Raw genomic sequence first — 22,828 nt, forward strand, 5'->3', positions numbered from 1 at the left:
TGAAAAGAGTAAAATCGACGAGCAAGTGTTTAAACATATATATAAGCCCAGTGAATAACCTTCACTGGGCTTTTTTTATATTTATAGACCGATAGATAGATAAAAATAAAATCCTTTTGAACGAATTCCCTCTTCATGTCGTCAAAAGAAGTAATACCAAAACAAATTGGTGTTTGAAAAGGGAGTGGCGTGGATGGATATGAAGATGATATTACCTCTTATTTTGCTGCAAGCGATTTTGATGGTGATTGGTTTGTTCGATTTGCTGAAAAGAGATCCATCGAGGATCAAAGGAGAGGTGAAGTGGGTTTGGGCTTTGGTGATTGTGTTTGTGGCGAGTGTCGGTCCTATTGCGTATTTCATTTTTGGTCGTAAGCATTCTTAAAAGGGGGAGTTCGTTTGAATATGTTGGAGTGTCATGGGCTGACGAAATCGTATGGTCGGCATGAAATTTTAAAAAACGTTTCGTTTTCTGTTGGGGAGGTTGGATGTGTCGGCTTTTTAGGAGCCAATGGAGCGGGGAAGACAACGACGATTCGGATTTTGACGGGGCTTGCTCGTCCTACGTCTGGCGTTGTGAAGGTGGCGGGTATGGATGTGACAAAGGACATGGATGACATTAGTCATGTGATTGGCTATTGTCCGCAACAGCCTGCATTTTATCAGGATATGACGGGGCAGGAGTGGATGCATTGGGTTGGCGGGTTATTTCAATTAGAGAAAAACATCATTCGCTCCAAAACAGAGGAGCTGTTGAAGCTTTGCCGCATATATGAGGCGAAGGATCGTGCCATTGGCAGCTATAGCGGAGGGATGAAGCAAAGGCTCGCCATTGCACAAGCGCTCATCAACAGCCCGAAGGTTCTTATTCTAGATGAGCCTGTGTCTGCACTTGATCCAATGGGAAGGAAAGATGTCCTGACTTTGATTGAGCGTCTGAAACAAGAGATGCTGATCTTTATGTCGACCCATATTTTAGATGATATTGAACGTGTGGCGGATCATATTATCATGATCAACAGCGGTGAAATTGAGATGTCCTCTTCGATGAAACAAATCAAAGAAGACTATATTCAGCCAGTGATTGAATTTCAATTAGAACAACAGAATACGAAACTAGTGGCTTTGTTAAAAGAACGGGATTGGGTGGAGGAATGCATGGAGATAGGAAACGCTTATCAGGTGCGAGTCAAAGATCAGCAAACAGCATTGAAGGAGCTGCCGGGGCTCATCACTGAAACTGGCGGTGTTCTTCTCCAATATCGACTATCTAAGCTGACGCTTGAAGATATTTTCATGAAGGTTGTGACGGCATGATGATGTTGAAAAAGGAATTTAGGGAGTTATTCACTAGTTATAAAATCTTATTTGTACCGATCATTTTTACGATTTTAATGATCACACAGCCTATTACACTCAAAATGCTGCCGGATCTTTTGTCGAAATCAGCGAATCTACCTGAAGGGTCCACATTTTATATACCAGAGCCTAGCGCTGGTGAGGCTTTAGCCAGTGCATTGAGTAAATTTGATTCGCTTGGCGTTTTTATTCTAATTATGATCGTGATGGGGACGATCGCAGGAGAGCGTGCCTCTGGGGTGACGGCGATGATTATGGTGAAACCAATCAGTCGAATGAGTTATTATGTCTCGAAAATATGCGCCTATGCTTGTTTGACTTTGTTTAGTTTGGTAGTGGCGGTGCTTGCTTCCGTTTATTATGTGGATATTCAATTTGGGCATGTGGATTGGGGCAATGTCGTAAAAGGAACACTTCTTTATTATCCCAATTTATTGCTGATTGTCGTGTCGACCATTTGTGCTTCGGCATTCTTTACGCGTTCCGTCACAGCTGGCGGTGTATCGCTTTTGATCAACCTTATTTTATTTACCGTTCCTTCATTTTATGAGGATACATTAGGGAAGTTTGCGCCTAAAGGCGTGACAAGTGCGGCCGAGGAGATGATTCATGGAGGAACTTATTCGGATCAGGCGCTTACAAGCTTTCTAGGTGTATCGGTATTGATTGGTTTCTTTTTTCTCATCGGATGGTTTCTTTTTAGAAAACAAGAATTATAGCAGGCGGTTGCGATTGTTTCTTCAGGTTTACTATGAGCATAAAAATCTGAATACCGTTGAAAGTTTGATATGATGATAAAAATTGACTGTATTTTCAGAAAAGGAGTTTTTATCAATGAAAACATCACGTAATCCGGAGGCCATTCACCCGCCAGTTGCACTCTACACTCATCAAATAGAAACAACAGGACCACAGCGGTGGTTAACCCTATCAGGTCAAGTGGGGATGGAGGCTGATGGAACCATCCCAGAGAGTCCGTTGGAGCAGCTCGAATTAGCATTAGAAAATGTGAAACGAAACGTAGAAGCGGCAGACATGGCGGTAGAGGACATCACGAAACTAGTATTTTATCTCGTAGGAGAGTTCGATGCGGAGAGCAGAAAACGAATCATGGGGCAGTTTTTAGGTGATCATCTGCCTTGTATGACGATGATTTATGTGGTGGCATTGGCATCCCCAGCATTAAAGGTAGAGGTGGATGCGTGGGCGTGTCAGGAGATGGTTTTTGGTGACGGGGCTTGTTATTAAGTTAAAATAGTACAAAAACTACAAAGTTTGTCTAAAAGATTGGAGTATCGCAGCCAATCTTTTTTTTATTGTTCATCTAAATAATATACTATAAATCCCTTTTAAGTTTATTTTTAGAATTATTTACACAATTCCCCTTACTTCGACATTTTCCATATGGTAATATCAGGGTGCATGGTAGATGGGTCTATTGACACTATGCAACAATTAAGAGGAGGTTTTACTTATGAAACGAAACCAAAAAGAATGGGAATCTGTGAGTAAAAAAGACCTTAAACGTCCAGGTGGTACGTCAATTGTAAAGGCTGCTGGATGTATGGGGTGCTGGGCCTCGAAGAGTATACCGATGACACGTGTTTGTGCACTTCCACATCCTGCAATGCGAGCTCTTTAATGAGTAACATAGGGAGTTATGCATACATTGCTAACTCCTTATTCTATAAAAAGGGGTGTTTTTATGTCGAATAATCAAATTTCAAAATATGAGTTACCTGAATTAGCCATCCACTTACAGCCTCATGGGGCCGTCATGATAGATAGAAAATCAATGTATTATTTTAGATTGAGCGGAAGAGGCGCTCAACTTGCATTTTTATTATCTAAGAATAAAGATTTAAGCAAAACTGCTCGTATTTGGGAGATCGTTAAAAAAGAAGAGTTGACAGCTGATCAGTTGCGTGAAGAGTTGAGTGCCCACCCTTTTACAGAGGCTTGGACACAGGGGTTATTGGATCAGCCCATTCAGTTTTCTGGATCGCTACAGTCTTATTTACCTATTAGCTGTACTTTGCAATTAACCAATGCCTGTAACTTAGGTTGTTCATTCTGTTATGCCAGTTCTGGGAAGCCTTATCCCGATGAGTTAACATGTTCTCAATGGATCGAAGTGATGCAAAAGTTAGCAGCCCAGGGAGTAGCTGATGTTACTTTAACGGGGGGAGAAGCAAAGTTAATCAAAGGTTTTAAAGAGATTGTAATGGCAGCCAGTTCATTATTTACGAATGTAAATGTGTTTAGCAATGGACTAAACTGGAGACATGAAGAAGTTGAACTTCTTAGTTATTTGGGCAATGTAACTGTACAAATTAGTATTGACGGTACGAGCGAAACTCACGATTCCTTAAGAGGAAGAAAAGGTGCTTTTCAAGAGAGTATGGAAACGATCAAACATTTAGCAGAAATGAATGTCCCCGTAATTGTTGCAATGACGATCAATGAAATAAACGTTGATCAAGTTACAGAGGTTATAGATCATTGTGCAAGAGTAAATGCTGCCATTTTTCGTGCTGGAAAGACTTTATCCGTTGGGCGTGCTACAAAGAACTTTAAAGCACTGGAGAAGTCATTTGAACAGCGTGTTCAAAGTCAATTACAGCAGGCACGTCATAAATGGGATCAACACCTGAATATAATAGACTGGGAACACGAAGAAAGTTCTTTTACAACTGATTTTTGTACGCCTGGTTATCTGGCCTGGTATATCAGGGCAGATGGGTATGTGACACCTTGTCAATTAGAGGATATCTCTTTAGGTCATATTCTAACAGATTCATTTTCTGATATTGGCTCACCAGCACGTCTAATGAAATTGAAATGTGAAGCAAAAAACTGTAAATGTATTGGGAAAGTTGAACTTTCAGAACCAGACCTTCCATTTGAAAATGAGATGAAAGCAGGAGCTGTACATGAATAGTTTTACTATCATTATGTGGACAGCTCTAGGAGTGATAGGACTTGTCCTATTCATGAAGTATAGAGTATCAACTATAGAATCAAATCTTTTAGATAAAAGTGAGGCAAGAAAAGTCAGTATCGACTTTATTAAAGAATTTGTAGGCGTGGATGTAGAAGAATGGGATGTTTATTCAGTCTATTGGTATGACCATGAAACCGTGAATAAACTACATCATCTAGGTTTACTGAATAAAAATCGACGTATACTTCACGAAATGGGCTTGGTAGAGTCATGGCGTGTTCGCTTTGTTCATGAACATCAATCTTTTGTAATAGGAGTGAACGCAAAGCATGAAGTAACATTTTTTTATGCAGATGTTAGGCAAGCATCATTATCTAATAAAGCTAATAAAATATCACCAGAAGGGTTAAAGGATCAACTAACTTGTTCTTCATCAGGACTATGGGCTAAGACACAGTCTACTGGTTCGGGTTCAAAGGAAGAGGATTTTCGTGAAGTCAAAACATATTGGTATATTGCTGAAAAGGAAGATGTTCGACTTAAGATAACAGTTGAAATGCAATCAGGTGTAATTACTTATATTGGTACAGATACAGAGATTCTAACAGATCAGATGAATAAAGTAATACGAGATGAACAAGTTGAATCTACTTTTGGGATATCAGGTATGTTAGCATCAGCTGCTGCGATGGTTGTGGCTATTTTAGTTTTAGTCTTAATGGATGTTCAAACTCAAATCATACTAAGTCTTTTACTAGGTTTAATCATTGTTTTAGTACAATCGCTCACGATTAAAGAAGATATACAGTTAACCATTGTAAATGCTTATGATGCTAGGATGAGTGTTCATACGGTTAAATTACTTGGAATACTCTCCACGATGTTTGCAGGATTATTGACAGGATTTGTAGTATTTATATGTTCATTGGGAGGAGGGGCTCTTGCGAATAAATTAGGTTTAGCATTTTTAGATCGAATTAGTGAGCAGATTTTTATTGGTCTTAGCGGTGGACTTATTAGTCTAGGCATCACTTCATTTATTTTTTATCTATTAGAGAAAATAAATCGATTACGTATATCTCCAGAATTATCAAATAGAAGTATGTTTTTGTCTGGATTTACTTTAAGGCAAGGGCTAAATATGAGTCTGCAAAGTTCTATAGGAGAAGAAGTCATATACCGACTTTTAATGATTTCTTTATTTTTATGGTTAAGTAATAATACTGTGCTGTCAATTTTACTATCATCTTTTTTATGGGCAATCATGCATCAAGTTACAGGGTATGATCCGAGATGGGTCCGCTGGGCGCACCTTTTCACTTTTGGATGTTTCCTTGGTTTTCTTTTTGTGAATTATGGATTTATTAGTGTACTTGCGGCACATTTCATTCACAATTTGGTGCTCGTGTGTATGCCCTTGTGGCAATTTAAATTTCAGAGATATATACATACCAAGAAGCCTCAGCATACATCACTCTAATAGTAAGGGAGAGATTTGATGCCATTCATGGAGGTTCAGAATATAAGCAAACGATATAGCAATGGTGATGGGATAGAGGGTCTGTCATTTTCCATCGAAGCAGGTGAGGTTGTGGCGCTACTCGGGCCTAATGGAGCCGGGAAGACGACAACGATTCGGTGTTTAACGGGGCTATATAAACCAGATGGAGGGGAAATTCTCATTGAGGGTTTCCCGCCTGGTCATTCCCATGTCCAAAAACAAGTAGCTCTTATTCCTGATCAGCCGTATTTGTATCCAGACTTAACGGCTGCTGAACATGTTCAATTCCGTGCTCGAGGATATCATAAAGGCTTAAAACAGATCAAGGAAAAGGTATATGGAGCGTTGAAAGAAGTACATATGGAAAAAAAGATGAACGAACTGTGCGGAAGGCTGTCAAGAGGTCAAAAGCAGCGTGTCGTCTTAGCAGGGGCCATTGTTCAAGATGCCTCCCTTTTTATATTAGATGAACCGACTGTCGGGTTAGATATTCCATCAAAACAGTGGCTGTCGGATTGGCTGAGACAAAAAAGCAGTCAAGGTGGGTCGGTCTTTGTGTCGACTCATAGTCTGGAGTTCGTTCTCGATACGGCCAGTAGGGTGGTATTGATTCGAGACGGTGCCATCATGAAGAATATGGATGTTCCTCAATTAAAGGAAGAACAGAGTGAGTGGAGGGCAGAAGTCATTCAACTTCTGGGGGAGTGGTCAAGTGAATAACACACTCTTCCTTTTATGGATGAAATCTCAAAGGCGCTTGATCAGTAAAAATCAAGAAAAGAAAATGCCTTTTCTGATCTTACTTCTTTTCATTGCGGCAATTGGTTTTCAGCTAAGCGCAGTTTCAAGTATGGGTGATTGGAATGCGGTTGCAGCTGGGTGGATCATTGTCTGTTTGTTTGTTCTTTATACGGGGTTTGGCTTGTTTACAAATCGTCTGCCTAGTCAAATGAACGATATCATTTGGTTATATGGAAATGGCGCTTCTCTATGGACAGTTGTCATCAGTGTATGGTTATATCACCTTTTCTGGCGAGGTGCTCTTCTTATTGTCTCTGCTTTGGCTGCGGATCTTCTTCTGTTTTTTATGACGCAGCAGTACCCGTTTCTGCTTGGCAAATCACTCATCCTGACAGGGCTGTTATGTTTGGTCGAAACTTGGATGATTGCGGTGTCTTGTGCTAGAACCATTCGAGTATACAAGCGACTGCTCTTACTCGGATTTGTATTGATGTTTTTCAGCTTTGCACTGCTTGTTTTGAATCAGTTGATGATGAAACAGCCCTCTTTGATGAACTTTGCTGATTCTTTGATGTTTCAAGCTGGACGTATGATTGAACAGTTTTCCATCCTTTCTTTCTTCATTTTTGTGGGAGTGATGTTCCTATCTTTCACGATGATGTACAGGGCTAGTCATCGTTTAGAGATGAAGGAGTCTTTAGTCAAGGAAGCAGTATTTTGGGAGGAATTTGAGGGGAAACATATTCAATCAAGTCCAATCGTTCAAAAAAAGAGCAGGACATGGTGGGGACTTCCGGCATTAACGGGCATTTGGGCTTTTCTTTGGATTGAATTATTGCTGATAAAAAAATATATCACCTTCCATGTGCTATTTACCATGCTGTTAATTGGTACTTACTATGTTGTCTTTACTTATTTTTCAGATTGGCTGAATCTATTCTTGATCGTCATTGCGGCATCCGTTCTTTTTAGTTCATATTATGCAGGGATTGTAAGACACGCACAAACAGGAGTGCTCTACCTTTTTCCAGGCGCTTTATATCAAAAAATCATTCTGTTAGAAGTGTTTCAAACCTTTTGGCTGTATGCGTTCTACTTGATTTTTCTTTATTTAATTGAGATTCAGGATGTATTGTATTGGACCTTATTTGGTGGAGGAGTTTATATATGGTTTTTGGCCATACGGCTCTTTGCCTTTATGCAGCCCCTGAGACGAGAAAGGAGTTTTGCTTTGGCCGCCTATTATCGATCATTGTTATTTGCGTCTGTGATTAGTGCTATGGTTATGATTAGCATTCATCTAATCACTGATGGCTTGTTGACAACAATTGTATCCCTAGTGGCTGGAGCAGGATTTTATGTGCTTTGTTATCGATACCGTGCGGTTCATTAAAAAGAGGAGTTGATTGTCAATGAAACCAGAAAATAAGCTGTCTCAATCAGTTCAACAATTGGCAAATACAAATGAAGTAACGATCGTTCAAGCAATAGGGGAATTGAGAAAGTTCGGAAAAGATGCAGTGCCCGTCCTTGTTGAGGCTTTAAAAGAAAAAGGATCTCTGCGGAACATTGCAGCAGCTGTACTTGGTGAATTTGGAGCAGATGCGGGAGAAGCAGCTGAGCCACTAGCGCAGCTATTAGAAAGTGAAGAAGAGGATACAAGAATGGCCGCTGCCATGTCACTCATGAGGATTGGACAGCCTAGCTTGCCATTCCTTCTGGCACTGGCTAAACGTTATGAGGGACCTACTTGTTTCTGGGCATCATGGTGTATCTCTTGGATTGATCCATCAAAAATTGAAAAAAACATGTACGAGTGCTTAAAACAAGAACAAGAAAATCCAACAGGCAGCGTCACTCCTTTTGCTGCAGAGGAAGCATTAGGGAAGATTATTGCTTTTCAGCTAAAGGAAAAGGGGGATAAATAGTGGAAACGCAAAAACTCAATTGGCCTGAGCACCTCCCTTGGATTTTTCCTTCAGATCAAAGGAGTTTATCTGAGGGACAGCAACTTCTATATTTTTGGTCAGTCAACTGTCCGCATTGTGAAGAATTAACCGACCACATTCTATATCGTGTAAATCAGTTGGGTATTCATTTAACCTGTGTCCATGTTCCATATACAGAAGATGAAAAGTCGGCAGATGTTGTTTCAGAATATGCAGAGGAAAAAAATATGACCGCTCCTATTGTGTTGGATCAGGATTATGAGATTGTTGCAAAGTATAAGATTCAAGGGTTACCTAGCTTTTGCCTTATAGATGAAGAGGGAAATTTAATAGATCGGAAAATGGGAGATAGCGGCTTGGAAAAAATATTGAAAAAGATAGAAAAACATTCAATTAGTTAGCAAGTATCAGGGAGGAGAGAGTGTTGTTTCAATCAAACAAAGAATTAAAAAGAAACGCCATTTTTTTCGCTGGGATTGGAGCGGTTTTGTTGGCTTTAATGATACTGAAATGGTTTTCGATTTCAGCAGAATGGGAGCTGACGTTGATTTTTTGGGGATTGGGGATTTTGTTTTATTTGAACCGTGTGATGCGGAAAGAAGAAAGTCATCATTCATCAATTCATTCGTATGAAACCTAGAATGTATATTCTAGGTTTTTTTTATTAAATTTACCTTAAAACGCATGTTTTTACATGGGTGTAGAGACCAATTTTTTAAAAGTGTGGTAGGATAAATATGCTTTTATATTTTCCGAAGGAGCTGTCGTGTTGAAGGGATCTAGGGTTGAGTTAATTGATAGTTTACGTGGTTTTAGTTTATTAGGTATTTTGATCGTGAATATGCTTAATTTTCAATATGATTATGATTTTGAGAAAATGTTTGATTCGAGTTTTTGGGGGCAGGAATTCGGCGTTTATCTGACTGAAATATTGTTCCAAGGGTCTTTTTATCCGATTTTTTCCTTTTTGTTTGGGTATTCTTTTATCAAGCTGATTGAATCGACGAAGGCCAAGGGACTAAATACGAATGCCATTGTCGTTCGCCGTGGTTTTGGTCTGATTGTTCTTGGGATGCTGCATTACATCTTTATTTGGAATGGTGACATTCTTCTTTATTATGGAGCTTGTACGTTTTTCTTGATGATGTTTTTGAGCAGCCGGATTAAAACAATGCTGATTTGGTCGGGTGTGTTAGGTGCGTTGTCATTAGTCGTTGTGCCATATATGATGAAGCTCGTTTATGGGACTGATGAACTTTTAACCGATGTGTATGCGAAGGGAGCATATGGGGATATTTTGCTCAGCCGGGTTACGGTTGAAGACGATATGCTGATTGTGACCGTCATTCTGGCGATCGTGACCATTACGCTTATGCCGATACTAGGGTTTCTTTTCGGTACGATGATGGTGGGGCCGTTTGCATTGCTAGGTATGGTGATTGGTAAACGAGGACATCTCACGGAAGAAGATCGAGGGATGGCTTATCGCAAAGGCTGGGTCTGGGTCATTGTCGTCGGGCTTGCGCTAAAATGTGCGACGTTCATTGATGCGCCTTGGAGTGAATTCGTTATGATTCTCGGTGGCTATGTACTGGCGATCGGGTATATTCAAGCTTTTATTGTTTTCTACTATTCGAAGGCAGCCGAAGGCCTCAAACGTCTACTTGCAGGACTTGGTCGTTTGTCTCTCTCAAACTATTTGGCGCAGTCGATTATTTGTACAACGATTTTCTATTCTTATGGACTTGGTCTATTTGGACAATTGGGATCAATGTTTGGGCTGCTGCTTGCTGTTGGACTGTACACAGCACAGCTGTTCATCAGCTATCTCTATTTGAAAAAATGGAGAAGAGGTCCGGTGGAGTGGATGATGGGAAAATGGGTGTTTTGGAGATAATATCGTTTCATCAAGATCAAGGAGTAAAATCCTTGATCTTTTATTAAAAGTAAAAAAATTAATTTTATACAAAATATTGTATTATATATTATTATATGTTAGTTTTGTTTAAGGGAGGGATTCTTTTGAACTATAAGTTAATTTTCTTAGCGTTACTTGCGTTTTCGTTTATGTTTTTTGTTCAAGATTTAAAAGCAAAGGAACTAGAACCATCACAAGTAAATGTTAAATCTAGAGTGAATGAAATTGATCTGAATTGGGAAGATAATGGAGATAATTATGAGGTATATTCCAATGGTGAGTTATTATGGAAAGGTGTAGAGCCTAAATTTACCCATAAAGATTTAGAAGAAAATACCCCTATAGAATATGACATTCTAAGGTTTAAAGAAGGCAAAAATATTGATGTAATAAAGATAGATACAAAAACATTGGCTAATAAAAAGATGAAGCTGATGAATTCAAATGATGAAAAAGATGAAAAAGATGTAGCAAATCCTTTGAATGATGAAGACTACATAGATAGTACTATTATCGATAACTCGATCAATTTAAAATTAAGAGGAAATGTTAAAGATAATTTTAGTGGAAAAATAGAACTATATAAAGATGATAAGCTTATCTCGAAAGATGCCAGTAATGGTTTTAAAGATTTAGAAATTAAAAGTGGTGAAACATATTCATATAAGTTTGTGGTGTATCATAGATTAAGTGATTCCGAAATCAAAGAAATTAATTCGGAGTTGAGTAATAGAGGTCAAACAATTGGTTTTGCAGATGCTAAATCATATTACTACAGACCTTACGAATATATTAAAGTTATTAAAATTCCAGAAAGTGATAAGATGAGTACATCAGGATATACACCTCCTGTTGATTATTATCCGAATCAAGTAGGTGTGAATTACCGGACATTTATACCAACTAAATATGCACCAGCTGCTTCGATAATTAGCGGAATAACATCTAAAGATAAGTTTGGTGGGGATAATAGATCGTTTAGTTTTTCTAATGGTACTCATCGAACAATGGTTGAAACGGCTGTTAGATTTACAAAAAATGGGTCTAAAACAACATTCAAAAAGAATGTGAACTATACAAGGCTTTATGATAAGAACGGAAAATTTAAAAAACAGCAGAAACCAACAGATAAAAATATTATTTTTAAACAGGGAAAAAAAGATAAAAATATGAATTATTATGTCATTGATCATGATGCAACAGTAGGTTTTAATGACTTTGGTTTTGTTACACCATCTATTAATTATAGAGCAGGCATTGTCATTTACAAAAATGGAAGAATTACTGTCAGTGGCTCAAGAGACCAAGCTCCAAGTCACGAAATGTATGCATATATTCCGTATACAGACATTAGTATCACCCTTTTTAAGGCATCTAATAAGGGATTTGAATATCTGTTTCCTGTAGCACCTTCTGCTAGAATGAGTATAAATACTAAAATATAAAAGAAACAACCTCACTTGGTTTTAGTGAGGTTGTTTTTAAAAATAGGTAAAATTAAGCTCATGATAAAAGCGGAAATGAAAGAATTGATTGTAAAAAAACGGTCATTAAGTTGTAGTTCAAGAAACAAGCTAATGAAAATAGATGTTAATATAGCAACAATAAAGATTTTAAGCTTTGGATTTAATCTGAAATAACCAAAAGTATAGTAAAATATAAAATAACTAAGAATGGCGAGCAATGGTATATACGATAGTAGCAAAATAATATATACGAAAATTTCATTACTATCTCCTGTTCCTCCATTTATAAATCTGTATATAAAGAGGGTACTTAAAAATATCGAATGAAAAATAATAAAACCATATACAAAACGCTTAAAAAATAACATAAAATCCCCTTTTTCCCTTTTTGTACATAATAACTTAATTTCTCTCCTTTTGAAACCCTTTATTATGTTTTTATGATGGTTAGTAATTTGGTTTGTTAACAAACATCGCGCTATGCTTGCAGGGCTTGGTCGTTTGTCCCTATCAAACTATTTGGCGCAGTCGATCATTTGTACAACGATTTTCTATTCTTATGGACTTGGTCTATTTGGACAGATGGGGTCAATGTTTGGACTGCTGCTGGCTGTCGGACTTTATACAGCACAGCTGTTCATCAGCTATCTCTATTTGAAAAAATGGAGAAGAGGTCCGGTGGAGTGGATGATGGGAAAATGGGTGTATTGGAGATAAATGTTTTGGGGGAAGGCCGCATAGCTGAAGAGCTGTGCGTTTTTTTTAGTTGAATTGCAATCAAAAAATGGTTGATTATTCTCCTAGTGTGTATATAATGTATATATAGTGTATATACAATATTTTGTTCCAAACACCAGTACAGAAAAAAAGAGGTTTTTATATGCAAATTACGATTTCAAACTACTCTAAGGAGCCCATCTATGAGCAAATTACGAATCAAATCAAATCGATGATTTTAACGAGTGAGCTGGCGGAAGGCGCGGCACTGCCGTCTATTCGAAAGCTGGCGAAGGATTTACAAATCAGCGTCATCACAACAAAGCGAGCATATGAAGAGTTAGAGAAGGCAGGATTTATTTATTCAATTGTAGGCAAGGGATCATTTGTTGCGGAACAAAACCTAGAAGTGATGAGAGAGAAAAAATTGAAGGTGATTGAGGAACAGCTTGGAGCGGTTGTCACAAACGGCAAGGAATTAGGCTTATCTTTTGATGAATTGCAGCAGTTATTAAAGTTCTTGTATGAGGAGTGAGACGAGTGGAGCATGTAATTGAATTTAAAGGAGTATCAAAACGATTCAAGGACTTTTCTGTTCAGAATCTTGATTTACAGGTCAAAAAAGGCTTTGTTACAGGGTTTATTGGAGAAAATGGCGCTGGTAAGTCGACCACGATTAAAATGATTATGAATTTGTTAAAACCAGATTCGGGTGAGGTTAAAATTTTCGGTTTAGATTATCGCACCCATGAAAAAGAGATTAAGGAACGAATCGGCTTTGTTTACGATGCTAACGTTTTTTTCCCAGGATTGAATTTAAAAGACATCAAACGAATTGTGGCACCTGCCTATAAACGCTGGGATGACCAGCTTTTTTATCAATATATTGAACAGTTTGGTCTGCCACTGAATAAAGCGATCAAAACATTTTCAAAAGGGATGCAAATGAAGGCGTCACTTGCGATTGCACTATCGCATCATGCAGAGCTGATTATTATGGATGAACCAACTGCTGGGTTGGATCCGGTCTTTAGAAGAGAGCTGCTCGGTACGTTACAAGAATTGATGATTGATGGAAATCGAACGATCTTTTTCTCGACGCATATGACGACTGATTTAGATCGCATCGCGGATTATATAGCGTTTATACAAAATGGAAAATTGGTCTTTCAACAGTCGATTCATGAGGTAGCGGAGAATTATGCGCTTGTGAAGGGAAGCTTGGATTTGTTGGATCGAGACACTGAAAAAGCCTTTGTCCATATTCAACGTACAGCAGCAGGGTTTGAAGCATTAACAGATCGTATTGGTGAAGTGAAGCATATTTTTGGAGATGATGTTGTGATTGAACGGGCATCGCTTGAGGATATCATGTTTTATTTGAAAGGCGGTGTAGAGCATGTTTCATTTAATGAAGCGTGATGTGATTTTGCAAAAGAAACAGCTGATTATTTTTCTTCCGTTTATCTTGTTTTTTATTTTCATGGATGTGCCTCCGGCATTGACGTTTCTCGTCGCCAGTTTCTTCATACCTTTTAACACATATGCGTACGATGAGAAGGCAGAAACGAATATCCTATTAAACTCTTTGCCTTATACACGTAAAGAAATTATCGCATCACGTTATCTTGGTGCCATTTTTTTTATGGTGATTGCGATCGGGCTGACAAGTGCTGCTTTATTTAGTTTTGGGAAGCTGTTTACGATGATGGATATCGCACTTGGCAGCGGGCTGTTTTTACTGTTTGCGGCGTTTACATTTCCTTTGTTTTATATTCTGAAACCCGGCTATATCTCAACGGCAGTGATCATTGTCTTTATCATTTTATCTGGTATAGGGCCGCCGATTATGGCTTATTTAGCAGAGCATTTCAGCGTGATCACTGATTTTGTGATGAATGTATCGATTCCGATTTTATATACTGGATCAGCTGTGCTCATCATGTTGATCTACCTCATGTCTTGGGGACTTTCGACCGCTATTTACCAAAGAAAAGTATTTTAATGCAAATATCATATTAACATTGATAGAGAATCACTCATTTTGAGGAAGCATTTTTCAAATGGGTGATTCTTATTTTTTTGATTCATGTGAAATTGACATACAGAAGAAAAGAGGTTATCGTTATTTAACATAATGTTAATTATTTTTAACATTATGTTAAATAAAACATCCTTTAAGAAAGGAATTTGAAATGGAGATTAAAAATAGAATTAAGGTATTACGGGCAGAAAAAGACTGGACACAAAAGTATTTGGCAGAGAAGTTAGGTATGACTCGTCAAACTGTGGCAGCGATTGAAAATGGTAAATATTCTTTGTCCTTAAAACTAGCATTTCAAATTGCGAGAACATTTGAAGTTGATTTATATGACGTATTTCAAGAGGTCGACAAGGAGGAACAACGATGATGACGACGATCATACTTTATTCTCTGATTATCCTTTCTATCTTAAGTACGGCCTTTCAATATAAGAAAAGCCGTGAATATAAGCAGGATGAACGGGGTCAATTTATTTTAGCGAAAGCCGGAAGTTTTTCTATTGTAGGTGTTGCTTTAGCTTATCTATTAGTTGTTATCATTCAATCTTTAGTCCATCAATTTTCATCTCCAACAGAATGGTTTTATATAGCCATTACATTTATGTATGTATCAAGTGTTTGCGCAAATACAATCGGTATCATCTATTGTGAAAGAAAATATTAATTTTCATCGATGGATGTAGGCTAGAGTTCTTCATCATGAAGGGAAGAGAAAACCAATGAAAAAAATATTGAGAATCATGCTGATATCTATATGTACCATTATCACGGTCATGGTTGTTTTTCTAGCTACTGTTTATTTTGTAAACCTCATTAGTAATGAACGGGAGAAGGGGAAAATAGAAGCTTATGGGCAAAAGGTCTTGGTGGATGGGAAGCAAATGAATGTGCTCATTCAAGGCGATGGGAAAGAAACGATTGTACTTCTGCCAGGCTATGGAACTGCTTCGCCAGTGCTAGATTTTAAGCCGCTAGTAGATGAATTATCACCTTATTATAGAGTCGTAGTAATTGAACCATTTGGCTATGGTTTAAGTGACGATACAGATAAAGCACGGACAAGTCAAAACATTGTAGATGAGATTCATGAATGTTTGCAGAAGCTCAACATTAATGAGTATACGTTGATGGGGCATTCGATTTTTGGCATTTATGGATTAGAATATGTGAATCAATATGAAAAAGAAGTGAAAGCATTTGTTGGAATTGATAATAGTGTTCCTAAGCAGGAAACGGATGAATTGCCGGTTTCCAGTTTGCAACTGCTCAATCAATCTGGCCTTTACAGATTGTTATTGAAAGTGAATCCAGATCAACTGGTGATGCCTAAAGTAGATGATCGAACGAAAGATCAGATTAAAATGCTGACCTTCCGAAATTTCATGGATGAAAGCCAAGCTAGTGAGGCAGAAAACTTTAGAAACAATTTTAAAAACGCTCAACGATTACATTTCCCTAAGAATCTCCCCGTTGTTTTCTATCTAGCGGATCAAACGGAGAAAGAAACACCAAGCTGGAAATCAATGCATGAAGAGCTATTGAAAAATGTAGATCACGGCAAAGTAGTTACTTTCAAAGGCGGCCATTATTTGCATCATACGAAATCAAAGGAAATTGCAGCTGATTTTAGAGAATTTTTATCTAACATCGAGAGTCACCGTTAGTGATATGCCCCCTCCACATCGTATAGTTACCCAAGGTTATTGAATCAAAACAGGCGTGTTGATTTGTTTTATGATTAAGAACAGATGAGGCGGGTGCCTGAGATAGTGGGGGAAGTGAGGATTTGGCATTGCCGGATGTTCCTGTGAATTTATAGCTTGAGAAGACCGTGTGAGCGGTCTCTTTTTTATTCTATACAAATCTTTAAGAACAGTTTATAATGAAAAATACAAATGTACATACCGACGGTCGGTATGTAAAAGGAGGCGTTTTATTTGGCCAGAAATAAATATCCAGAAAAGACAATCCAGCAAATTTTAGATGTGTCGACAAAGCTGTTTCAGGAAAAAGGATTCGAAAAGACGAGTTTGCAGGATATCATCCAAGAATTGAACATGTCTAAAGGGGCTATTTATCATCATTTCAAATCGAAGGAAGAAATATTACGTGCCGTGATGGAGAGGCAATTTCGTCATGCGACTGAGAAGCTTGAAGATCTGATTGAGCATACAGTGGCAGCGCATGCAAAAGAGAAGCTGCAGCGTATTTTAGAGCAGCTAGTGGCAGATCCAAAATCTCATTCGATTGATGGGATCTTGGTTGACCAGATCAAAAACCCGCAATTTGTGGTTGAAGGGATGAAGGCAGGCGTCAATCAGGATGCGCTTAAAATCAAACAGCTGATTCTTGAAGGAATTGAGGATGGTTCGATGACAACTGCTTTTCCTGGTGAAGTGGCAGAAGTGTTTATGCTTCTCGTCAATATATGGCTGAACCCAACGCTATTTGCTCGTAATGAGCAGGAAACTAGTCAGCGTTTACTGTTTTTACAAAAGATGATGAAAGGTCTCGGAGTGGATGTGGTGAGTGATCTATTTATTCAAAAGGTCACAGCGCATTATGCTGGGATTGGTGGATATGATCAGCCTGGAACCTAAATGGCCAGAAAAGAGTCAAAAGCAAAATTCATTTCATAGGAGGATCCCTTATGCTTCACTTCGTAAAACTTGAGCTAAGAAAAAGTCATATGAAACATTATATTCAAGCTAGTATGATTATCAGTATTGTACTGCTGGTGTTTATTTATTTTGTCGCGTTTGTTGCACAGGTTGAACAGGAAATAGGTTTTCAGCAATATCCGAATATTTATTTGTTGACTAGTATAGTATGGATGATCTTTTTTTCGATCGTCACAGCCATGATGTATTGTCGAGTAATAGTGACTGCATTGAAAGAACATGAATCTCATTCATTAAGTATGAAGTCATCTCTCCTTTCGAGAATGGTTTGGATGCTGTGCTTTTCTACAATTGTCATGCTGTGTAGTATCATTCCTTCATTTGTTGTGTTTAGTGTCACTGAAACATTCTTCCCTATAGTTCAAGATGCGCTGACAGCTGATGTGATGTTCACTGTAATCAAATCGTACCTAGTGTTTACTTGCTGTATCAATGGTGTTGGCATGATTGCGATGAGAGTGGGGGTAATGAAGAGGTCTACTTTCATGACCATTCTGACTGCGATTGTTCTATGTGCTGTTTTAGGAAACGTATTAATCGCTGTTTATGGAAATGATCAAATGAATTTCATTTTGTCAGGAGTCATGATGCTCGCTGTCCTCATTGTGATCTTGGAGTTATGGGGCCGCATGACCCGGCTTCAAGCGAGATAAGCGAGTATACAAGGAGGGAGACATATGGAGCATACGATTCAAATTAAAGAATCGGTCGTAGAATTATCGTTGGATTGGCTGCTCGGAGAGGTGTGTATTCAACACCATGATCATCCTTATCTCATCATTCGTCAAACGACCAATCAAGTGTTTCCAAAGCGTTATTTGATGCATCATCAGGTAAAAGATGGACGATTGTTCATTCAAGATAGACGGAAAAAAATACTCAGCTTTGGGCTTCAACTTTATAAAACTGATGTCGCTATTTTTCTCCCTAAACAACAATTACAGTCCATTTCCATTCGTTGTAAAGGAGCAAATCTTCAGGCAGAGAGATTGAAGGTGGAAAATGCCTCTTGTCATTTAACGTCTGGAAAAGCAATGCTATCAGGTGAAATCAAGCATCTCCATTTAGAGACAGTAGGTGGGCTTATTTCTAGTCGGCAACTGACCGCAAAAAGATTATTACTGCACGCCACATCGTCAAAAGTTGAGTTGTCGGGTGCCTTTTCTGACGTTGATCTGCATGTAACAGGTAGAAGGATGCAGATTCATTCTACAAACATGCTAAATTCACTTAAATCTACTTCAACTGGAGCAAATGTTAAAGTGACGATACCGGAAAATGATGGGTTTACTTGTTATGTAAAGAAAAGATCCGGTGCTTTCCGGAATGACTTTTCTTGTCATCGAGAGAAGGACAAAATGGTGCATAAAAATGGACTGCGATCCTTTGAGGTTGATATAAGAGGCGGTCAGTTTTTATTACGTCATCAGCTTTGAAATGACTTTCATCCCTTGATTCAATATATCAATATAAAACAATTTGAGCATCTCTTTATGTCGGAATATTTTGATAATAGTGTTTCTCTCAAAAAAACAATTGTTTTTTAAGGGTAGATTTATTATGATAATATACATCGAAAGATTGATGTTTCTCAATCAGAATGAACATTCTGATTTTTATTTTTTATGTTGTTTGTTGATGAGGGGGAAGAAAAGTGGCTCAAAAGGAATTAAAGAGAGGGTTAAGTGCCCGCCATATTCAAATGATCGCACTTGGCGGCACGATTGGTGTTGGCTTATTTATGGGGTCAGCCAAGGCCATTCAATGGACAGGTCCATCGGTTCTTCTCGCGTACGCAGTATGTGGTATCTTTATCTTTTTTATTATGCGTGCGATGGGAGAAATGTTGTACGTTGAACCGAGTACAGGTTCATTTGCTACATTTGGTCATCAATATATTCATCCGCTTGCGGGGTATATGACAGCTTGGAGTAACTGGTTCCAGTGGGTCATTGTTGGGATGTCGGAAATTATTGCCGTAGGCGCTTATATGAAATATTGGTTTCCGGAGCTGCCAGCGTGGATTCCAGGATTAATTGCGATGATTATTTTGGGAGCCGCCAACTTGATTTCGGTTAAATCGTTCGGTGAGTTCGAATTTTGGTTTGCAATGATCAAGATTGTGACGATTATTTTAATGATCATTGCAGGTCTAGGCATTATTTTCTTTGGATTTGGAAATGGCGGGACGCCTATTGGCTTGTCTAATCTGTGGGCGCACGGCGGGTTCTTTACAGGTGGGTTTACCGGATTCTTGTTTGCGTTGTCGCTCGTCATTGCTGCCTATCAGGGTGTAGAGCTGATTGGGATTACAGCAGGTGAAGCACAAAATCCAGAAAAGACGCTGACCAATGCCATCAAAAGTATCATCTGGCGTATTTTGATTTTCTATATCGGTGCGATCTTTGTCATTGTGACAGTGTATCCTTGGGATCAGCTGAATACCCTTGGCAGTCCATTTGTGGCGACGTTTGCGAAAATTGGGATTACAGCAGCCGCTGGTATTATTAACTTTGTCGTCATTACAGCAGCGATGTCCGGCTGTAATAGTGGGATTTTCAGTGCGGGACGTATGCTTTATACATTAGGTGTGAATGGACAGGCGCCTGCTTTCTTCACCAAAATTTCGAAGAATGGTGTACCGTATTTTGGGACATTCGCTGTGCTGATTGGTCTAGCGGTAGGAGTTGTCCTCAATTATGTTTCGCCACCAAACATTTTCGTCTATGTGTATAGTGCGAGTGTACTTCCTGGTATGGTGCCGTGGTTTGTGATTTTGATTAGTCATATCGGCTTTAGAAAGGCGAAAGGATCTGCGCTTGATCAGCATCCATTCAAAATGCCGCTAGCTCCGTTTTCTAATTATCTTACAATTGGTTTCTTACTAATGGTGCTTGTATTTATGCTCATTAATCAGGATACGCGTATTTCTCTGATTGTGGCAATTGGGTTCTTAATTGTAGTAGCGCTTAGCTTCTATGTTTTTGGGATCGGGAAACGGAAGCCGATCGAAACAGCTTCTTCTGATCAAACGGTAAAATAATCAAAGGCCTTGCGGGATGGACCGCAAGGCTTTTTTTGTTTAGAGTGAAGCTTTTACACGGTTAAAGACATCTGGAAAGTTGGTGAAAAGACCGGTGACGCCGTATTGCAGTAAACGGGTCATGTCGGCTTCATTGTTGACCGTATATGGGTGGAGGAGGAGTCCGTGGCTTCTGACCTGTTGTACGTTTTCAAGTGTCAATGCTCTAAAATTCGGTCCGACACCCACTGCATAAGATTTGATGAAATCGAGCTGATCATCTGTGATGGACGTCATTTGTGTTCTGTCTAAAAGCTGTACTTTTGGAAGGCGTGGAGCTAATGTCTGTAGCTTTAGCAGGCTGTCTTGACTAAAGGATTGGATAATGACCTGCCCTTTTCTTGTGTGTTTCCCGAGGAGGTGATGTTTTTTTAGGGTCGCCAATAGCTTTTCTTCCATTTGCGGATAGATGTCTGGTTTTTTTGTTTCAATATAATAATTTTCTCGTTTGCCGAAATAGCGCAGCACTTCATCTAATGTGAGGACTCGCTGTCCGATATAGTTGGCATTTTGTCTGTCGGGATTGACTTCATTAAACCAAGTACCGGCATCAAGCTGTTTGATTTCGGCAAGTGTGAGGTCTTTGACCCAGCCTGTTCCGTTTGTGGTGCGGTCAACGGTTTCATCGTGCATGACGATGAGATGTCCATCCTTTGTCATTTGAAGGTCGAGTTCGAGGTAATCCGCATTCATCTTTGTGGCGAGTTTGTAAGAAGCCAGGGTATGCTCTGGTGCATACCCTGATGCTCCGCGATGTGCAACGGTTAGAATACGATCTGGAGATAAAAGATGTTCATGTGCCGATACGGTGGCCGGCACCCACGCAATAGACAGTAAAGCAAAAGAGAGCAACACGAAAGCAAGTAATCTACTTTTCTTCATATTTTATCCTCCTTTAACGGTAACTGTCTTCATCATAAGAAATAGATGTAAAGGGCATGTTGGGTGGATATGAATCTTTTATATGATTTTCATTAAGCTTGCTCTACGCGCTTCCCTGTATTCCATGTCATCGCTAGGAAGACAATCGCAAGCACACAAGAACCAACCAATAAAATGAAGCCTCCTGTCCAGTCGTAATGATCCACGACGACGCCCATCATCGCATTGGCGAAGGCAGAGCCGCCAATATAGCCGAAGAAGCCTGTGAGTCCAGCCGCAGTGCCAGCCGCTTTTTTCGGAGCGAGGTCAATGGCTTGAAGTCCAATGAGCATGACAGGTCCGTAAATTAAAAAGCCGATGCTGATGAGGGCGATGTTATCGACCATTGGATTGCCAGCAGGGTTTAACCAGTAAACAAGCACCGCAATTAACACCCCAGCCATAAAGAGGACGCCTGCTGGTGCACGGCGGCTTCTAAAGAAGCGGTCACTGATCCAGCCGCACAATAATGTGCCAGGAATGCCTGCATATTCATAAAGAAAATATGACCAGCGCGAATGCTCTGGTGAAAAGCCCTTTGCTTCTGTTAAGTAGGTCGGCGCCCAGTCCACGACACCGTAACGGACGAAGTACACAAAGACGTTGGCAATGGCGATATACCAAAGGAATTTATTGTTGAGTACATACTTAAATAAAATCTCTTTCACTGTTAATTCTTTTTCTTGATCTTCATATTGTTGTGCCGGATAGTCATTGCGATATTCCTCAATTGGCGGAAGACCAGCGGATTGCGGGGTATCCCGGACGAGAAGAATGATCACGAAGGAGACGATAATAGCAATGATGGCAGGGAAGAAAAAGATACTTTTCCACGTCGCAAACAGCACGATCCCTAAGGTGATGAGCGGTGCAAGAATTCCCCCGCCAATATTGTGAGCGACGTTCCAAATGGACATTTTCGTTCCGCGTTCACTAACCGAAAACCAATGCGCCATCGTCCGTCCGCATGGCGGCCACCCCATGCCCTGGAACCAGCCGTTTAAAAACATGAATAAGAACATGATCCATACACTTGACGTCACCCATGGAAATGAGACAAATAGGATATTGATAAGGGCTGAAAGAAAGAGTCCGGTGGCTAAAAAGTATCTTGGGTTACAGCGGTCTGAGATCATCCCCATGATGAATTTACTAAAGCCATAGGCGATAGAGACAGCTGCGAGTACAAAGCCTAATTCACTTTTCGTGAACCCTTCTTCCTGTAGATAAGGAATAGCAAAAGCGAAATTTTTTCGTAGCAAATAGTAGCCCGCATACCCGATAAAGATGCCTAAAAAGACTTGCAGCCGCAGCCGCTTATACGTCTCATCTGTCTTGGCATCATCGAGCCTGTCGATATGCGGAGCGGGTTTAAACCATTTGAACATAAAGATCCTCCTCTTGTCGTTGTCCGATTGACTGAAGCAAAAGTACGAGATCAGCGTTTGATCTTGTACTTTTTAAGAGACAAAAGAATTGATAACGCTTTCTTTTGTACTCCCATCA

Annotated in this window: 27 protein-coding genes; 25 read left to right on the top strand and 2 right to left on the bottom strand. The window is 39.3% G+C overall.

From position 1 onward, the window contains the following. Window positions 1-193: 193 nt before the first annotated feature. The 25 genes from NSS78_RS01115 to NSS78_RS01235 all read left to right on the top strand — a co-directional run bounded on the left by NSS78_RS01115 (window position 194) and on the right by NSS78_RS01235 (window position 20,362). Window positions 194-385, top strand: coding sequence for a PLD nuclease N-terminal domain-containing protein (locus tag NSS78_RS01115; RefSeq protein ID WP_212046287.1), 192 nt, complete (start codon window positions 194-196; stop codon window positions 383-385). Window positions 386-399: 14 nt separating this feature from the next. Further along, complete coding sequence (locus tag NSS78_RS01120) at window positions 400-1,317, top strand: ABC transporter ATP-binding protein (RefSeq protein WP_212046286.1); 918 nt, start codon at window positions 400-402, stop codon at window positions 1,315-1,317. Further along, window positions 1,314-2,078, top strand: a complete 765-nt coding sequence (locus NSS78_RS01125; protein WP_212046285.1) for an ABC transporter permease — start codon at window positions 1,314-1,316, stop codon at window positions 2,076-2,078. Before NSS78_RS01120 ends, NSS78_RS01125 begins: the two co-directional genes overlap by 4 nt. 115 nt (window positions 2,079-2,193) lie before the next feature. Beyond that, window positions 2,194-2,607 (top strand): RidA family protein, encoded by a 414-nt coding sequence (locus tag NSS78_RS01130; protein WP_212046284.1) that lies wholly within the window; start codon window positions 2,194-2,196, stop codon window positions 2,605-2,607. A 226-nt stretch (window positions 2,608-2,833) separates the two neighbouring features. Beyond that, the gene (skfA, locus tag NSS78_RS01135) at window positions 2,834-3,001 is read left to right on the top strand and encodes a sporulation killing factor (protein ID WP_106029705.1); all 168 of its coding nucleotides are present in this window, start codon (window positions 2,834-2,836) and stop codon (window positions 2,999-3,001) included. Between the two features lie 63 nt (window positions 3,002-3,064). After that, the gene (gene skfB / locus NSS78_RS01140; protein WP_212046283.1) at window positions 3,065-4,300 is read left to right on the top strand and encodes a sporulation killing factor system radical SAM maturase; all 1,236 of its coding nucleotides are present in this window, start codon (window positions 3,065-3,067) and stop codon (window positions 4,298-4,300) included. Continuing rightward, on the top strand, window positions 4,293-5,783 hold the full coding sequence (locus tag NSS78_RS01145; RefSeq protein WP_212046282.1) for a type II CAAX endopeptidase family protein: 1,491 nt from the start codon (window positions 4,293-4,295) through the stop codon (window positions 5,781-5,783). The genes skfB and NSS78_RS01145 overlap by 8 nt, the downstream gene beginning before the upstream one ends. Before the next feature lie 18 nt (window positions 5,784-5,801). Further along, a complete protein-coding gene (locus NSS78_RS01150) occupies window positions 5,802-6,524 on the top strand; it encodes an ABC transporter ATP-binding protein (RefSeq protein ID WP_050943432.1) in 723 nt (240 codons plus the stop codon). Beyond that, a complete protein-coding gene (gene skfF, locus NSS78_RS01155) occupies window positions 6,517-7,938 on the top strand; it encodes a sporulation killing factor system integral membrane protein (protein WP_212046281.1) in 1,422 nt (473 codons plus the stop codon). Before NSS78_RS01150 ends, skfF begins: the two co-directional genes overlap by 8 nt. 19 nt (window positions 7,939-7,957) lie before the next feature. Further along, window positions 7,958-8,473, top strand: a complete 516-nt coding sequence (locus NSS78_RS01160) for a HEAT repeat domain-containing protein (RefSeq protein WP_106029700.1) — start codon at window positions 7,958-7,960, stop codon at window positions 8,471-8,473. After that, the gene (locus NSS78_RS01165) at window positions 8,473-8,895 is read left to right on the top strand and encodes a TlpA disulfide reductase family protein (protein WP_212046280.1); all 423 of its coding nucleotides are present in this window, start codon (window positions 8,473-8,475) and stop codon (window positions 8,893-8,895) included. Before NSS78_RS01160 ends, NSS78_RS01165 begins: the two co-directional genes overlap by 1 nt. Window positions 8,896-8,918: 23 nt before the next feature. Continuing rightward, window positions 8,919-9,134 carry a hypothetical protein gene (locus NSS78_RS01170; protein ID WP_212046279.1) on the top strand — a complete coding sequence of 72 codons (216 nt, stop codon included), beginning with the start codon at window positions 8,919-8,921 and terminating at the stop codon, window positions 9,132-9,134. 129 nt (window positions 9,135-9,263) lie between these two features. Then, window positions 9,264-10,391: a DUF418 domain-containing protein gene (locus tag NSS78_RS01175; protein ID WP_212046278.1), complete on the top strand. Its 1,128-nt coding sequence runs from the start codon at window positions 9,264-9,266 to the stop codon at window positions 10,389-10,391. A 125-nt stretch (window positions 10,392-10,516) separates the two neighbouring features. After that, window positions 10,517-11,857 (top strand): hypothetical protein, encoded by a 1,341-nt coding sequence (locus NSS78_RS01180; RefSeq protein ID WP_212046277.1) that lies wholly within the window; start codon window positions 10,517-10,519, stop codon window positions 11,855-11,857. A gap of 501 nt (window positions 11,858-12,358) precedes the next feature. Continuing rightward, the gene (locus NSS78_RS01185; RefSeq protein WP_268483238.1) at window positions 12,359-12,595 is read left to right on the top strand and encodes a DUF418 domain-containing protein; all 237 of its coding nucleotides are present in this window, start codon (window positions 12,359-12,361) and stop codon (window positions 12,593-12,595) included. Window positions 12,596-12,758: 163 nt separating this feature from the next. Beyond that, window positions 12,759-13,130 (top strand): GntR family transcriptional regulator, encoded by a 372-nt coding sequence (locus NSS78_RS01190; protein ID WP_050943421.1) that lies wholly within the window; start codon window positions 12,759-12,761, stop codon window positions 13,128-13,130. Between the two features lie 5 nt (window positions 13,131-13,135). Beyond that, on the top strand, window positions 13,136-14,017 hold the full coding sequence (locus tag NSS78_RS01195) for an ABC transporter ATP-binding protein (RefSeq protein ID WP_212046276.1): 882 nt from the start codon (window positions 13,136-13,138) through the stop codon (window positions 14,015-14,017). Next, window positions 13,995-14,600, top strand: coding sequence for an ABC-2 transporter permease (locus NSS78_RS01200; protein WP_212046275.1), 606 nt, complete (start codon window positions 13,995-13,997; stop codon window positions 14,598-14,600). Before NSS78_RS01195 ends, NSS78_RS01200 begins: the two co-directional genes overlap by 23 nt. A gap of 190 nt (window positions 14,601-14,790) precedes the next feature. After that, entirely contained in the window at window positions 14,791-15,006 is a 216-nt protein-coding gene (locus tag NSS78_RS01205; RefSeq protein ID WP_342468268.1) for a helix-turn-helix transcriptional regulator, read from the top strand. Then, window positions 15,003-15,302 (top strand): hypothetical protein, encoded by a 300-nt coding sequence (locus NSS78_RS01210; protein ID WP_106051021.1) that lies wholly within the window; start codon window positions 15,003-15,005, stop codon window positions 15,300-15,302. Before NSS78_RS01205 ends, NSS78_RS01210 begins: the two co-directional genes overlap by 4 nt. Window positions 15,303-15,357: 55 nt before the next feature. Continuing rightward, a complete protein-coding gene (locus tag NSS78_RS01215; RefSeq protein WP_212046273.1) occupies window positions 15,358-16,302 on the top strand; it encodes an alpha/beta hydrolase in 945 nt (314 codons plus the stop codon). A gap of 303 nt (window positions 16,303-16,605) precedes the next feature. Continuing rightward, window positions 16,606-17,238 carry a TetR/AcrR family transcriptional regulator gene (locus NSS78_RS01220; protein ID WP_212046295.1) on the top strand — a complete coding sequence of 211 codons (633 nt, stop codon included), beginning with the start codon at window positions 16,606-16,608 and terminating at the stop codon, window positions 17,236-17,238. A gap of 50 nt (window positions 17,239-17,288) precedes the next feature. After that, complete coding sequence (locus NSS78_RS01225; RefSeq protein ID WP_212046272.1) at window positions 17,289-17,972, top strand: bacitracin ABC transporter permease; 684 nt, start codon at window positions 17,289-17,291, stop codon at window positions 17,970-17,972. A 24-nt stretch (window positions 17,973-17,996) separates the two neighbouring features. Next, on the top strand, window positions 17,997-18,755 hold the full coding sequence (locus NSS78_RS01230) for a DUF4097 family beta strand repeat-containing protein (protein ID WP_212046271.1): 759 nt from the start codon (window positions 17,997-17,999) through the stop codon (window positions 18,753-18,755). A gap of 218 nt (window positions 18,756-18,973) precedes the next feature. After that, on the top strand, window positions 18,974-20,362 hold the full coding sequence (locus NSS78_RS01235) for an amino acid permease (RefSeq protein ID WP_212046270.1): 1,389 nt from the start codon (window positions 18,974-18,976) through the stop codon (window positions 20,360-20,362). A 39-nt stretch (window positions 20,363-20,401) separates the two neighbouring features. On the opposite strand, the gene NSS78_RS01240 is transcribed toward NSS78_RS01235, so the two are convergent. Continuing rightward, entirely contained in the window at window positions 20,402-21,283 is an 882-nt protein-coding gene (locus tag NSS78_RS01240; protein WP_106032883.1) for a glycerophosphodiester phosphodiesterase, read from the bottom strand. Between the two features lie 92 nt (window positions 21,284-21,375). After that, on the bottom strand, window positions 21,376-22,710 hold the full coding sequence (gene glpT, locus NSS78_RS01245; protein WP_050943401.1) for a glycerol-3-phosphate transporter: 1,335 nt from the start codon (window positions 22,708-22,710) through the stop codon (window positions 21,376-21,378). Window positions 22,711-22,828 lie beyond the last annotated feature (118 nt).

This window comes from Bacillus sp. FSL W8-0920, assembly GCF_038593215.1.
In the GTDB taxonomy this organism is placed as follows: domain Bacteria; phylum Bacillota; class Bacilli; order Bacillales; family Bacillaceae; genus Bacillus; species Bacillus pumilus.